This window comes from Candidatus Thiodictyon syntrophicum (assembly GCF_002813775.1).
Taxonomy (GTDB): Bacteria; Pseudomonadota; Gammaproteobacteria; order Chromatiales; family Chromatiaceae; genus Thiodictyon; species Thiodictyon syntrophicum.
On the sequence record NZ_CP020370.1, the window covers coordinates 1305241 to 1319095 of the forward strand.

Below are 13855 nucleotides of genomic sequence, written 5' to 3' on the forward strand. Positions count from 1 at the left end.
CAAGGCGGACGGTGGCCATCAGGGCGGCTCCGAAGGGCGTGCGATCAGTCGATGTGGTGACCGAGATCCCGGGTACGTTGTCGTTGTCGTAATCGAGTAATCCGACCACGATTACGACAACGACAACGACAACGACGCCCGATCCGTGAGAACGTCCGGTAGCTGTAGGGTACGCATCGCGTACCCGGCTGCGGCGGTCGTGGCAGCTGGGCGGGTACGCGATGCGTACCCTACGACATGTGCGTTAACACATCAGTTCTGATCGGTGACGGATTGTCACGCGCACTGCCGAGCGGGTGCCCGGCGCTCCCGGGGCGGATCAGTTGATGAGCCAGCCGAAGTTGAGCCCGACTTCGTATTGGTGCATGGAGAGCGAGGGGGACTGGCCGCCGGTGAAGGCGCCGGGGCCGCTGACCGTCTCGGTCGGGGCGTAGATGCCCCAGAAGATCACTTCATACTGCTTCTGAAAGCGATAGGTGCCGCCGAGGGCCCAGTGCTCGCGGATGACGGCGGGGGCCAGGGTGTTGAAGGCGATCTCCTGGGCACTGATGATCTGGTTGCCGCGGCTGTAGCCGGCCCGCAGGGTCAGGTTGTCGGTCAGCGCGTACTGGACGCCGAGCTTCCAGATGGTCATGTCCTTCCAGCCGAACCCGGCGCCGTTGGCACCGCCTAAGCAGTAGCTCGAGTCATAGCTGGAGCCCTGCGTAGGTCCGAAGGCGGCGTTGAGGTCGCATTTTCGTTCGAGCTGATTGGGGTTGCCCATTGCAGCCACGTCGCTGTACCAGATCTGCTGGACGTCCACGGCCAGGGCGAGACGTTTGGTTGGCTTCCAGGCGAGCCCGACGCAGGCGACCGGGGGGACATCGAGGTCGCCGCCCTCGGCGAAGAGGTCCGAGTACTTGCGGAAGCGGTTCACGTACACCCGCGAGCGCAGGGAGACCCCGAGCGTCAACTGGGGGGAGAGGTCCCACAGGGCACCGAGCTGGACCCCATAGCCCCAGGACGAGTCGGCGCCGCGGTCGGTCAGATTGCTCGGCGAGGCGCCGGAGGCCGTACCGCTGGCGATCATGCTCTGGGTGAAGGTCTGGGTGAAGCCCTGGAAGGCCCCGACGCCCTGCACCTCGATGCTCTGGCGGGCGAGCAGGAAGCTCGCTCCGAGGGTGAGGGAGTCCAGAACCTGGTGCGAATAAGCAAAGACGATGCCGATCTGGGTGAGATTGGTGCCGGTGTCGCCGCCGCCGACCTGGGAGGTCCCGGGGACCTGTCGCCCGAAGCGCGGGTCGCGCGGGTCGCTGTAGTGCGGCGGGTTGGCCATGGCGTTGTTGCCGCCGTAGGTCCCGAGGTTCTGCAGGGTATCAGTGCTGCGGTAGTCGGTGCTCATGCCGCCGTTGCCGAACAGGGCCACGCCGATGGCGCTTTTGGGGTTGAGTAGGTGGATAAAGCCAAAGGTCGGGAGCACGAAGTAGTCGTTGCGGCTCTCGACCGTGCCGGTGCCGGTGGGGCCGCTGCCGATCGGGGCGTAGGCGCCGGTGGCCCCGTTCGGGCTGATTCCCTGGTACTCGCGGTGCGGGCTGAACAGGGCGAGCCCGAAGTCCAGACGCTCACCGACCCGATGCAGCCCCGCCGGGTTGCAGATGACGGTCAGGGCGTCCTGGGGCATGGCGACCTGGCCGGACCCGGCCATGCCCTTGGAACTGGGGGAGAAGGCGGAGGGCATGTAGCCGTTGGTGGCCTCAGCGGTGGTGACGGCTAGGACGGAGGCGAGGCCGAGCAGGGCGGTGGTTCTTGACTGTGACATGTTGTCCTCGTGGTTATAGTGGATTCGGTCCAGGGATGGCGCACTTGTGTGGGTCTTCGTCCACGTAGCAAAATTATCATAAAACTTTCGTAATGTGACCCGCTTGGTCCTGAAAATAACACTGTGCATGTCTGCGTGAGCAAATCGGTCCATGCGCGTACCAGCGAGGAACCGCGGCTGTCGAACGCTTGTCGCCCGCGTGCGACGGCACGCGGCGGGCTGTTGTGGGAAAGGCACGCAGCCCCGCATGGGGCAACCAGCTGCCGCGGGGCGGCAGCGGCCGGCCGCGGTGGTGCGGGCCCGCGCCACCACCGCGGGGGGCGGCGGTGCGCTGCCTCAGGTCGGCCGGGCCGGCGCCCGCCCGATGGACAGGTAGGTGAGCCCGGCGGCGGTGGCCAGGCGGGCGTCCAGGACGTTGCGGCCGTCGAAGATCACCGGGTGCTTGAGCCGGGCCCTGATGTCCGTGAAGTTGGGGCTGCGGAATTGGCTCCACTCGGTGAGGATCGCGAGCCCGTCGGCCCCGTCGAGGGCCTGCAGCGCGTCCTTGGTCAGGGTGAGATCCGGCCGGTCGCCGTAGAGTCGGCGCGTCTCGTCCATGGCAACCGGGTCGAAGGCGCGCACCCGGGCGCCAACCGCCCACAGGGCCTCCATCAGGGTGCGGCTGGAGGCCTCGCGCATGTCGTCCGTGTTGGGCTTGAACGCCAGGCCCCAGAGGGCCACCGTCCGGCCCTTGAGGTCGCCGCCGAAGTAGTCCGAGATCTTGCTGAACAGGACCTCCTTCTGGCGGAAATTGACCGCCTCCACGGCGGCCAGCAGCTCGGCCCGGTAGCCCAGGGCGCGGGCGCTGTGCTCCAGTGCGCGGACATCCTTAGGAAAACAGGAGCCCCCGTAGCCGCACCCCGGATAGATGAACTGGTAGCCGATGCGCGGGTCTGAGCCGATTCCGATGCGGACCTTCTCGATGTCCGCGCCGACCGCCTCGGCGATGTTGGACAGCTCGTTCATGAAGCTGATCTTGGTCGCCAGCATGGCGTTGGCGGCGTATTTGGTCAGTTCAGCCGAGCGGATATCCATCAGCATCACGCGGTCATGACTGCGGTTGAAGGGGGCATAGAGCGCCCGCAGCAACTCGCCGGTGCGGGGGTTGTCGGTGCCGACGATGATCCGGTCCGGGCGCATGAAGTCCTCAATGGCGGCCCCCTCCTTCAGGAACTCCGGATTGGACACGACATCGTATTGCGCCGCGACGCCGCGTGTCGCCAGGGTCTGCGCGATCTGCGCCGCCACCTTGTCCGCGGTACCGACCGGGACGGTCGACTTGTCCACGATGATGCGGTAGGAGTCGATGTGCTCGCCGATGGTCCGGGCCACCGCCAGCACATACTGGAGGTCCGCGGACCCGTCCTCGTCGGGCGGCGTGCCCACCGCGATGAACTGAAAGAGCCCGTGCCGGACCCCGGCCGCGGCATCCGTGGAGAAGTTCAGGCGCCCGGCCGTGCGGTTTTTTTGGACCATATCGTCGAGGCCGGGTTCAAAGATCGGTACCCCGCCGCCGTTGAGCAGCGCGACCTTGTCCGGGTCGACGTCGATGCACAGGACGTTGTTGCCGACCTCCGCGAGGCAGACCCCGGTCACCAGGCCGACATAGCCGCTGCCGAATATCGTGACGTCCATCGTAGACTCCTGTGTTTGTTCAGTAGGTTAACATCTGGCACTCCGGCGTCGCGCGGGCGCCCCGGGGGGCGGCTGCCGGGGTTTGGCCGGGGTCCCGGGGCTGAGCCGTCGTCAGCATCGTTCGCGGCGCGGTGCCTGAGGGTAAATATAGCAGTTCGGCGGGGGCGCCCGGTCGACCAGGGTGCGATCAGAACTGATGTAGTGACCGAGATCCCGGGTACGCTGTCGTTGTCGTTGTCGTTGTCGTAATCGAACAATCCGACCACGACCACGACCACGACCACGACCACGACCACGACCACGACCACGACCACGACAACGACAACGACAACGACGCCCGGACCGTGGGAGCGTCCGGTAGCGGTAGTACCCGGCTCCGGCGGTCGCCGCAGTTTGGCGGGCACGCGATGCATACCCTACGATATATGCGTTAACACATCAGTGCTGATCGCACCCTGTCGATCAGGTCGGGTTGACGAGAGGGTACAGGTGACCTATACTGCGCCGCTCGATTCGGAGGGGTTCCCGAGCGGTCAAAGGGATCAGACTGTAAATCTGACGGCTCAGCCTTCGGAGGTTCGAATCCTCCCCCCTCCACCATCAGCAGGTGAGTCGCAAGCGCGCAGACGGTTGCAGCGCGGCGTTTTCGTGAGGTGGCAGTCCGGATGATCCGCGTCAGGAAATTCCTGCCTGGCCGGGCCGTTAGGGCGCCGAGAGATCAGTCCGGAAGGCGCTACGCGGGTGTAGTTCAATGGTAGAACCTCAGCCTTCCAAGCTGATGGTGTGGGTTCGATCCCCATCACCCGCTCCAAGATATGGTTTTTGCCCATGTAGCTCAGTTGGTAGAGCACACCCTTGGTAAGGGTGAGGTCATCGGTTCGACTCCGATCATGGGCTCCAGTTTCGCGTAGCCGGCGTCGTGCCGGTCGGCTTGTCGTTGCCCGAGCCCGGTGCTTGCCGGACTTAAGGCCCCGGACCTTTGCCCATCAGAACTTGGCGGAGAGCAGTTCATGTCCAAAGAAAAATTTTCGCGCACCAAGCCGCACCTGAACGTGGGCACGATCGGTCACGTCGATCATGGCAAGACCACGCTGACGGCCGCCATCACCATGCACCAGGCGAAGAAATTCGGCGGTGTGGCGCGCGCCTATGACCAGATCGACAACGCCCCGGAAGAGCGCGAACGCGGCATCACGATTGCCACGGCGCACGTCGAATACGAAAGCAAGGCGCGCCACTATGCGCACGTCGACTGCCCCGGACACGCCGACTATGTGAAGAACATGATCACCGGCGCGGCGCAGATGGACGGTGCCATCCTGGTCGTGTCGGCGGCCGACGGTCCCATGCCGCAGACCCGCGAGCATATCCTGCTGGCGCGTCAGGTCGGCGTGCCCTATATTGTCGTCTACATGAACAAGGCCGACATGGTCGACGACGCCGAGTTGCTGGAACTGGTGGAGCTGGAGGTGCGCGAACTGCTCCAGAGCTACGACTTCCCCGGCGACGACACCCCGATCATCATCGGCTCGGCCAAGCTCGCCATGGAAGGGGACGCCTCCGAGTACGGCACCCAATCCATCGACAAGCTGATGGACGCGATCGACAGCTATATCCCGCAGCCGGTGCGCGCCATCGACGGCCCCTTCCTGATGCCGATCGAGGACGTGTTCTCGATCTCCGGGCGCGGCACCGTGGTGACCGGGCGGGTGGAGCGCGGGATCGTCAAGGTGGGTGAGGAGGTCGAGATCGTCGGCATCCATGACACCACCAAGACCATCTGCACCGGTGTGGAGATGTTCCGCAAGCTGCTCGATCAGGGGCAGGCCGGGGACAACATCGGCGTGCTGTTGCGCGGCACCAAGCGGGAGGACGTGGAGCGCGGCCAGGTGTTGGCCAAGCCCAAGAGCATCACCCCGCACACCCACTTCGAGGCTGAAGTGTACATCTTATCCAAGGAAGAAGGCGGGCGTCACACCCCGTTCTTCAACGGTTACCGTCCGCAGTTCTACTTCCGCACCACCGACGTCACGGGTGCCTGCACCCTGCCGGAGGGCATCGAGATGGTGATGCCGGGGGACAACGTGAAGATGGTGATCAAGCTGATCAACCCGATTGCCATGGAAGACGGGCTGCGTTTTGCCATCCGTGAGGGTGGCCGTACCGTCGGCGCCGGCGTGGTTGCGAAGATTCTCGAATAGTCATTAGTCGTCATTCGGCTGTAAGGTCGCGCCGCGAGGATCATCGGTCCTCGCCGCCCGGCCCCCGGCCTCTCTTTCTTAGGCCAGTAGCTCAATTGGCAGAGCAGCGGTCTCCAAAACCGCAGGTTGGGGGTTCGAGTCCCTCCTGGCCTGCCATTCAACCATCGCCCCTTACTCCACCCCGAGGCGACCCGTCACCCCATGACATCAAGCGTTGAGGTCAAAGGCGCCAGCTTGGATACCGCCAAGCTGGCTGGTGCCGCATTGTTGCTGATTCTCGGCATCTTTGCCTTTTATTACTTCGCGGCCTGGTCGGGGCTGCTGCGGGTCGGGGGGCTGCTTATCATCAGCGGCGGGGCGGCGGCGCTCGCGTTGCAGACGCAGCCGGGGCGGGCCCTGTGGCAGTTCATTGCCGACGCCCGCATGGAAGTGCGCAAGGTCGTCTGGCCCACCCGCCAGGAGACAATCCAGACCACTTTGGTGGTGATGGCCATGGTCGTGGTGGTCGCCCTGGTGCTGTGGCTGTTCGATTCCGTATTGATGGGAATCCTGAGGCTCCTCACCGGCCAAGGAGGCTGACAGTGTCCAAACGTTGGTATGTGATTCACGCCTATTCCGGGTTTGAAGGTCAGGTCAAGCGCTCACTCGATGAACGGGTCCGCCGTGCGGGTCTGGAAGACCTGTTCGGGACTGTGTTGGTCCCGACCGAGGAGGTCGTGGAGATGCGCAACGGCCAGCAGCGCAAGAGCGAGCGCAAATTCTTCCCGGGATATGTGTTGGTTCACATGGAGATGACCGACGAGACCTGGCACCTGGTCAAGAGTGTGCCCAAGGTCATGGGTTTCATCGGCGGTACCGGTGACCGGCCGGCCCCGATCCCGGACAAGCAGGCGGACGCGATCCTCAAGCGCATGCAGGACGGCGTCGAGAAGCCGCGTCCCAAGGTCCTCTATGAGCCCGGTGAGGTGGTGCGCGTCGTCGATGGACCCTTCACCGACTTCAACGGGGTCGTGGAAGAGGTCGATTACGACAAGAGCCGGGTGAAGGTTTCGGTCCTGATCTTCGGCCGGTCGACGCCGGTGGACCTGGAATTCTCCCAAGTCGAAAAGGGCTGAGACGGGCCCGCGGTGCCTCGCCGTTGGATGGTCTTGGAAGAAGAATTCAGCCGCAAATGAACGCAAATGGACGCAAATAATCATTTTGGCTGCTGTTGCGGGTCGGTTGCTTCACGGCTTTCGACCCGGTTTCCGTCGATAGCGGAATCATTTGCGTTTTTTGCGTTCATTTGCGGCTAGACAGTATTTCGGCCCCGGCATGGGGCTTAACACGGGGAGCCGGGGTGTGAACCCCCGGCGCTACTACCCAACCGGAGATAAAGCATGGCGAAAAAGATAAACGCCTACATCAAGTTGCAGGTCAAGGCGGGGATTGCCAATCCAAGCCCGCCGGTGGGTCCTGCACTTGGTCAGCACGGCGTCAACATCATGGAGTTCTGCAAGGCATTCAATGCCCGCACGCAGGAACTCGAGCAGGGTATGCCGATTCCGGTGGTCATCACCGTCTATTCGGACCGCAGCTTCACCTTCATCACCAAGACCCCGCCGGCCTCGGTCCTGCTGAAGAAGGCGGCCGGGATCCCGAAGGGCAGCGCGGTGCCCCATGCCACCAAGGTGGGCACGGTGACGCGCGAGCAGCTCGAGGCGATCGCCACGACCAAGATGCCGGACCTGACGGCGGCGGGGCTGGACGCGGCGGTGCGTACCATCGCGGGCAGCGCCCGTTCCATGGGTCTGGACGTCGAGGGGGTGCTGTAATCATGGCCAAGCAGAGCAAGCGGCAGACCGAGATCCGCACGCGCATCGAGCGGGGCAAGGCGTATCCGGCCGAAGATGCCTTTGGCCTCCTGAAGGAGGTCTCCCGCATCAAGTTCGTCGAGAGCGTCGATGTGGCGGTGAACTTGGGCGTCGACCCGCGCAAGTCCGACCAGGTGGTCCGCGGTTCCACCGTCCTGCCTCACGGGATCGGCAAGACCGTGCGGGTCGCGGTCTTCGCTCAAGGCGCCAATGCCGAGGCGGCGACCGCGGCCGGCGCGGATCGCGTCGGCTTCGAGGACCTGGCCGAGGAGATCAAGGGCGGCAAGATGGACTTCGACGTGGTCATCGCCTCCCCGGACGCTATGCGCGTGGTCGGTCAACTCGGCAAGATCCTGGGTCCCCGCGGCCTGATGCCGAACCCCAAGGTCGGTACCGTCACCGCCGACGTGGCCGAGGCGGTACGCAATGCCAAGGCGGGCCAGGTTCGCTACCGTACCGATAAGGGCGGCATCATCCATTGCCCCCTGGGGCGGGTGGACTTCGAGCCGGTCAAGCTGCGTGAGAACCTGGAGGCACTGCTGACCAACCTGATGAAGGCGAAGCCCAGCAGTTCCAAAGGGATCTATATGCGCAAGGTCACGGTCTCGACCACCATGGGGCCGGGCCTCGTGGTGGATCATCTGCCGCTCCTTTAGTTCTTCGGGTCCGGCCGCGGACGGCCGGACACATCTTTGGGGCCCCGACCTGGTCGGGGACCGTCAAAGACCGCAGGTGGCGCGGTGACCGGGAGGAACCCGGACGGTGCGCCTTAATGACGTGAGATGCCTGCGCAGACGGTGCTCCCGAATCACATTGTTGATGACGGCGCACTGCACAGCGTTTCGGTTGGCCGGGAACTGGCTGACCAATGACGCAGCCTGACCTTGCGGTCGGGTGGACCTTTGTGGAGAGGTGACGACAGTGGCGCTGAATCTTGCGCAGAAAGAAGCAATCGTCGCCGAAGTTGCGGAAGTCGCACGGGGCGCCTTCTCGGCCGTCGGGGCCGAGTACCGGGGCCTGACCGTCGGGCAGATCACGAAATTGCGCGTCGAGGCGCGCAAGGTCGGGGTCTATGTCCGGGTGGTCAAGAATACCCTGGCCCGGCGCGCGCTGGAAGGCACGGATTTCGCGTGTATGCAGGAAGGGCTCAAGGGCCCGCTGATCCTGGCATTCGCGAACGAAGATCCGGGTGCCGTGGCGCGGGTCGCGGAGGCCTTTGCCAAGGAGCACGACAAGTTCCAGGTGCGCCTGGTGGCTGTCGGGGGCAAATTGCTCGACCCCTCAAAGCTCGGTGATCTGGCTAAGATGCCGACCCGCAATCAGGCCTTGAGCCTGTTGCTGGCGGTGATGAAGGCCCCGGTCCAGAAGCTTGCAGCGACGATCAACGAGGTACCGGGCAAACTCGTCCGCACCCTCGCCGCAGTTCGCGATGCCAAAGAGGCCGCCTGAAGCGCGCGCCTCGTTCAAATGCAATGTGATTTAAGGAGACAGGCAAATGGCCGTTTCGAAAGAAGAGATCCTTGACGCGATCGGTAACATGACCGTGCTGGAGGTCGTTGACCTCATCAAGATGATGGAAGAGAAGTTCGGTGTCACCGCCGCCGCGGCGATGGTCGCCGGCCCCGCCGCGGCTGCGGCCGAGGTCGTCGAGGTCGAGGAGCAGACCGAATTCAACGTGATCCTCACCTCCTTCGGTGCGAACAAGGTGGGCGTGATCAAGGCGGTGCGGGCGCTCACCGGTCTGGGGCTGAAGGAGGCCAAGGATGCGGTCGAAGGCGTGCCCAACACCATCAAGGAAGCCGTCTCCAAGGCAGATGCCGAAGAGGCCAAGAAGCAGCTCGAGGAGGCCGGCGCCACCGTCGAAGTGAAGTAACGGCGCATTGCGTCGCGACCGTTCTTCACGGACACACTAGGCTGGCGGCGATTTGCCGCCGGCCTTTTGCCGTTTGCTTGAGAACGGCAGTCCACTGCTAGTCCGCGGGCGATCTGTCAGGCGCCGTGGTGACTCTGCCCGCAGGCCCCCGAGGCCATCAGACGGCCCCGAGTCCCGCGTGGTCGACGCTCCGCAATCCGGTCCCCATCCGGGTCCGATCAAAGTTTTTCGAGGGAAGGCATAATGGCTTATTCGTTCACCGAAAAAAAGCGCATCCGTAAAGACTTCGGCAAGCGTCCGACGATCCTGGACGTGCCCTTCCTCCTGGCGACCCAGATCGAGTCCTACCGCGAGTTCCTGCAGGCCGATGCGGCGCCCAAGAAGCGGCTGGACGAGGGGCTGCATGCGGCCTTCAAGACCGTGTTCCCGATCGAGAGCTACTCGGGCTACGCGGTGCTGGAATATGTGAGTTACCGTCTTGGGGAGCCGCCCTTCGACGTGCGCGAATGCCACCTGCGCGGGGCGACCTACGCTGCACCCCTGCGCGTACTGCTGCGCCTCGTGATCTACGACAAGGAGGCGCCGGCCGGCGCCAAGGTGGTGAAGGACATCAAGGAGCAGGAGGTCTACATGGGCGAACTGCCGCTCATGACCGAGACCGGCACCTTCATCATCAACGGCACCGAGCGGGTCATCGTCTCCCAGCTCCACCGCTCCCCGGGCGTCTTCTTCGACCACGACAAGGGCAAGACCCACTCCTCGGGCAAGCTCCTGTTCTCGGCGCGGGTGATCCCCTACCGCGGGTCCTGGCTGGACTTCGAGTTCGACCCCAAGGACAACGTCTTCGTGCGTATCGACCGGCGCCGCAAGCTGCCGGCGACCATCGTCCTGCGTGCCCTGGGGTACGGGGTCGAGGATATCCTCGAGCGCTTCTTCGAGACCGATACCTTCCGTTTCTCGGGCGAGGACGTCTCCCTGGACCTGGTGCCCGAGCGGCTGCGCGGCGAGACCGTCGGTTTCGACGTGAAGATCGGCGAGCAGGTGATCGTGGAGGCCGGCCGGCGCGTCACCGCCCGGCATATCCGCGAGTTGCAGAAGGCCGGTGTGGAGCGCCTCGAGGTGCCCCCGGACTTCATGGTCGGCCGTGTGGTGGCGCGCGCCCAGGTGGATAAGGCGACCGGCGAGGTTATCGCCGAGGCGAACACCGCGCTCACCCGCGAGCTGATGGCGCTTCTGATCGCCAAGGGCATCGATCATGTCGAGACCCTGTTCGTCAACGATCTGGATCAGGGACCCTATATCTCCGAGACCCTGCGCATCGACCCGACCACCACCGAACTGGAGGCCATGGTCGAGATCTACCGGATGATGCGCCCCGGCGAGCCGCCCACCAAGGACGCGGCCCAGAACCTCTTCCACAACCTCTTTTTCACCCCGGACCGCTATGACCTGTCCGCGGTCGGGCGCATGAAGTTCAACCGCCGGCTCGGGCGCCCCTCCGAGGAGGGCCCGGGCGTGCTCTATGACGGGCGCTATTTCAGCGGCCGGACCGACGCCTTCTCGGTCGCCCTGCGCAACGAGAACGGTGACACGTCCGACATCATCGACGCGCTCAAGATCCTGGTGGAACTGCGCAACGGCCGCGGCACCGTGGACGATATCGACCACCTGGGCAACCGGCGCATCCGCTGTGTCGGCGAGATGGCGGAGAACCAGTTCCGGGTCGGTCTGGTGCGGGTCGAGCGCGCGGTCAAGGAGCGCCTGTCGCTCGCCGAGTCCGAGGGTCTGATGCCCCAGGAGCTGATCAACGCCAAGCCGGTGTCGGCCGCAATCAAGGAGTTCTTCGGCTCCAGCCAACTCTCTCAGTTCATGGACCAGAACAACCCGCTCTCGGAGGTCACCCACAAGCGGCGCGTCTCCGCGCTCGGCCCCGGCGGACTCGCGCGTGAGCGCGCCGGCTTCGAGGTGCGTGACGTGCATCCGACCCACTATGGCCGGGTCTGCCCGATCGAGACCCCGGAAGGCCCGAACATCGGCCTGATCAACTCGCTCGCGGTCTATGCCCGCACCAATCGCTACGGCTTCCTGGAGACCCCCTACCGCAAGGTCGAAGGCGGTCGGGCCGGTATGGAGATCGATTATCTCTCCGCCATCGAGGAGGGCAATTTCGTCATCGCCCAGGCCAATGCGACCCTGGACGCGAATGGTCTCCTGACCGACGCCCTGGTGTCCTGCCGACACTTGAACGAGTTCACCATGAAGGCCCCGGACGAGGTCCAGTATATGGACGTCTCCCCGCGCCAGATCGTCTCGGTGGCGGCCTCGCTGATCCCCTTCCTGGAGCACGACGACGCCAACCGCGCCCTCATGGGGTCCAACATGCAGCGCCAGGCGGTGCCGACGCTGCGCGCCGAGAAGCCCCTGGTGGGCACCGGCATGGAGCGGGCAGTGGCCAAGGACTCGGGCGTGGTGGTGCGGGCGCGCCGCGGCGGTGCCATCGAATCGGTCGACGCCGCGCGAATCGTGGTGCGGGTCAACGACGAGGAGGCCGAGCCGGGGGTGCCTGGGGTCGATATCTATACCCTCACCAAGTACACGCGCTCCAACCAGAACACCTGCATCAACCAGCGTCCGCTGGTGAAGCCCGGGGATAGCGTTGCCAAGGACGACGTACTGGCTGACGGCCCCTCCACCGACATGGGCGAGCTGGCCCTGGGCCAGAACCTGCGCGTCGCCTTCATGCCCTGGAATGGCTACAACTTCGAGGACTCGATCCTGATCTCCGAGCGGGTGGTCCAGGAGGACCGTTTCACCAGCATCCATATCGAGGAGCTGACCTGTCTGGCCCGCGACACCAAGCTGGGGCCGGAGGAGATCACGAGTGATATCCCCAACGTCGGCGAGTCGGCCCTGTCGAAGCTCGACGAGTCGGGCATCGTCTATGTGGGTGCCGAGGTCCGCGACGGCGACATCCTGGTCGGCAAGGTGACCCCCAAGGGCGAGACCCAACTCACCCCCGAGGAAAAGCTGCTGCGCGCCATCTTCGGCGAGAAGGCGTCCGACGTGAAGGACACCTCGCTGCGGCTGCCCTCCGGCATGACCGGCACCGTGGTGGACGTGCAGGTCTTCACCCGCGACGGGGTGGAGCGCGACAAGCGCGCCCAGCAGATCCAGGACCAGGAACTCGACCGGGTGCGCAAGGACTTCGCCGACCAGGCGCGCATCATGGAGAACGACACCTTCCAGCGGGTGGAGCGGATGCTGATCGGCAAGGTCGCCGACGGCGGCCCCGGCACCCTCAAGCCCGGCTCCAAGATCACCAAGACCTATCTTGCGGACCTCATCGAGAAGGGGTCGCGTGACCGCTGGTTCGAGATCCGCATGCACAGCGAGGAGGTGGCCGTGCAGCTCGAGGCCGTCGCCAACCAGATCAAGCTGCAGCGTGAGGAGTTCCGCGACCGCTACGAGGTCAAGAAGCGCAAGATCGCGAGCGGCGATGATCTCGCCCCCGGCGTGCTCAAGATGGTCAAGGTCTATGTCGCGGTCAAGCGGCGTATCCAGCCGGGCGACAAGATGGCCGGGCGCCACGGCAACAAGGGTGTCATTTCCAAGGTCGTACCGGTGGAGGACATGCCCTTCTCCGCCGACGGCGAGCCAGTCGACATCGTGCTCAACCCGCTCGGTGTGCCGTCGCGTATGAACGTGGGCCAGATCCTGGAGACGCACCTGGGCTGGGCGGCCAATGGTCTCGGGGTCAAGATCGAGCGCCTGCTGCGCTCGCAAACGGCGGTGGCCGAGTTGCGCGAGTTCCTGGACAAGGTCTACAACACCAGTGGACGCAAGGAGGATCTCGCGAGCTTCACCGACGAGGAAATCCTGGAACTGTCGCGCAACCTGGTCAAGGGCGTGCCGCTCGCGACCCCGGTCTTCGACGGCGCCACGGAGGACGAGATCCGGTACATGCTGGCGCTCGCCGAGCGCGACAACACCGCCCAGGGCATCCCCTGCGGCCAGAGCCTGTTGCGTGACGGCCGCACCGGCGACCCCTTCGAGCGCCCGGTGACCGTCGGCTATATGTACATGCTGAAGTTGAACCACCTGGTCGACGACAAGATGCACGCCCGCTCCACCGGCCCCTACAGCCTGGTGACCCAGCAGCCCTTGGGCGGCAAGGCGCAGTTCGGCGGTCAGCGCTTCGGGGAGATGGAGGTCTGGGCCCTGGAGGCCTATGGCGCGGGCTATACGCTGCAGGAGATGCTCACGGTCAAGTCCGACGATGTGAACGGGCGCACCAAGATGTACAAGAACATCGTCGATGGCGACCACCGCATGGAGGCCGGGATGCCGGAGTCCTTCAACGTGCTGGTGAAGGAGATCCGCTCGCTCGGGATCAACATCGAACTGGAACAGGACTGAACGTAGGAGCGGCCTAACCCGCCGCGACTAACGCGACCCA

The 13855-nt window shown here is 64.7% G+C and carries 10 protein-coding genes and 4 tRNA genes; 12 read left to right on the forward strand and 2 right to left on the reverse strand.

Going from position 1 to position 13855, the window contains the following annotated elements:
- Positions 1 to 319: 319 nt before the first annotated feature.
- Positions 320 to 1798, reverse strand: coding sequence for an OmpP1/FadL family transporter (locus THSYN_RS05655; RefSeq protein WP_100918273.1), 1479 nt, complete (start codon positions 1796 to 1798; stop codon positions 320 to 322).
- A 336-nt stretch (positions 1799 to 2134) separates the two neighbouring features.
- Positions 2135 to 3472, reverse strand: coding sequence for a UDP-glucose dehydrogenase family protein (locus THSYN_RS05660; protein WP_100918274.1), 1338 nt, complete (start codon positions 3470 to 3472; stop codon positions 2135 to 2137).
- Between the two features lie 515 nt (positions 3473 to 3987).
- Between THSYN_RS05660 and THSYN_RS05665 the strand changes: the two genes are divergently transcribed.
- The 12 genes from THSYN_RS05665 to rpoB all read left to right on the forward strand — a co-directional run bounded on the left by THSYN_RS05665 (position 3988) and on the right by rpoB (position 13815).
- A tRNA-Tyr gene (locus THSYN_RS05665) sits at positions 3988 to 4072 on the forward strand.
- 137 nt (positions 4073 to 4209) lie between these two features.
- A tRNA-Gly gene (locus tag THSYN_RS05670) sits at positions 4210 to 4283 on the forward strand.
- Positions 4284 to 4296: 13 nt separating this feature from the next.
- Positions 4297 to 4372 (forward strand) — tRNA-Thr (locus THSYN_RS05675).
- 110 nt (positions 4373 to 4482) lie between these two features.
- A complete protein-coding gene (gene tuf / locus THSYN_RS05680; RefSeq protein ID WP_100918275.1) occupies positions 4483 to 5673 on the forward strand; it encodes an elongation factor Tu in 1191 nt (396 codons plus the stop codon).
- A gap of 80 nt (positions 5674 to 5753) precedes the next feature.
- Positions 5754 to 5829: transfer RNA gene (locus tag THSYN_RS05685), tRNA-Trp, on the forward strand.
- A 45-nt stretch (positions 5830 to 5874) separates the two neighbouring features.
- Positions 5875 to 6252, forward strand: a complete 378-nt coding sequence (gene secE, locus THSYN_RS05690; RefSeq protein ID WP_100918276.1) for a preprotein translocase subunit SecE — start codon at positions 5875 to 5877, stop codon at positions 6250 to 6252.
- Between the two features lie 2 nt (positions 6253 to 6254).
- The gene (gene nusG, locus THSYN_RS05695; protein ID WP_100918277.1) at positions 6255 to 6788 is read left to right on the forward strand and encodes a transcription termination/antitermination protein NusG; all 534 of its coding nucleotides are present in this window, start codon (positions 6255 to 6257) and stop codon (positions 6786 to 6788) included.
- A 264-nt stretch (positions 6789 to 7052) separates the two neighbouring features.
- Complete coding sequence (gene rplK, locus THSYN_RS05700; protein WP_100918278.1) at positions 7053 to 7487, forward strand: 50S ribosomal protein L11; 435 nt, start codon at positions 7053 to 7055, stop codon at positions 7485 to 7487.
- Positions 7488 to 7489: 2 nt separating this feature from the next.
- Positions 7490 to 8182 carry a 50S ribosomal protein L1 gene (gene rplA, locus THSYN_RS05705; RefSeq protein WP_100918279.1) on the forward strand — a complete coding sequence of 231 codons (693 nt, stop codon included), beginning with the start codon at positions 7490 to 7492 and terminating at the stop codon, positions 8180 to 8182.
- Positions 8183 to 8447: 265 nt separating this feature from the next.
- Entirely contained in the window at positions 8448 to 8975 is a 528-nt protein-coding gene (gene rplJ / locus THSYN_RS05710) for a 50S ribosomal protein L10 (RefSeq protein ID WP_100918280.1), read from the forward strand.
- Between the two features lie 46 nt (positions 8976 to 9021).
- The gene (rplL, locus tag THSYN_RS05715) at positions 9022 to 9399 is read left to right on the forward strand and encodes a 50S ribosomal protein L7/L12 (RefSeq protein ID WP_100918281.1); all 378 of its coding nucleotides are present in this window, start codon (positions 9022 to 9024) and stop codon (positions 9397 to 9399) included.
- Positions 9400 to 9642: 243 nt separating this feature from the next.
- Positions 9643 to 13815 carry a DNA-directed RNA polymerase subunit beta gene (rpoB, locus tag THSYN_RS05720; RefSeq protein ID WP_100918282.1) on the forward strand — a complete coding sequence of 1391 codons (4173 nt, stop codon included), beginning with the start codon at positions 9643 to 9645 and terminating at the stop codon, positions 13813 to 13815.
- The last annotated feature ends 40 nt before the right edge of the window (positions 13816 to 13855 follow it).

Bases quoted from the DNA above. Each gene is read 5' to 3' on its own strand.
- THSYN_RS05655 (WP_100918273.1), bottom strand. From the start codon at position 1,798: ATGTCACAGTCAAGAACCACCGCCCTGCTCGGCCTCGCCTCCGTCCTA.
- THSYN_RS05660 (WP_100918274.1), bottom strand. From the start codon at position 3,472: ATGGACGTCACGATATTCGGCAGCGGCTATGTCGGCCTGGTGACCGGG.
- tuf (WP_100918275.1), top strand. From the start codon at position 4,483: ATGTCCAAAGAAAAATTTTCGCGCACCAAGCCGCACCTGAACGTGGGC.
- secE (WP_100918276.1), top strand. From the start codon at position 5,875: ATGACATCAAGCGTTGAGGTCAAAGGCGCCAGCTTGGATACCGCCAAG.
- rplK (WP_100918278.1), top strand. From the start codon at position 7,053: ATGGCGAAAAAGATAAACGCCTACATCAAGTTGCAGGTCAAGGCGGGG.
- rplA (WP_100918279.1), top strand. From the start codon at position 7,490: ATGGCCAAGCAGAGCAAGCGGCAGACCGAGATCCGCACGCGCATCGAG.
- rplL (WP_100918281.1), top strand. From the start codon at position 9,022: ATGGCCGTTTCGAAAGAAGAGATCCTTGACGCGATCGGTAACATGACC.
- rpoB (WP_100918282.1), top strand. From the start codon at position 9,643: ATGGCTTATTCGTTCACCGAAAAAAAGCGCATCCGTAAAGACTTCGGC.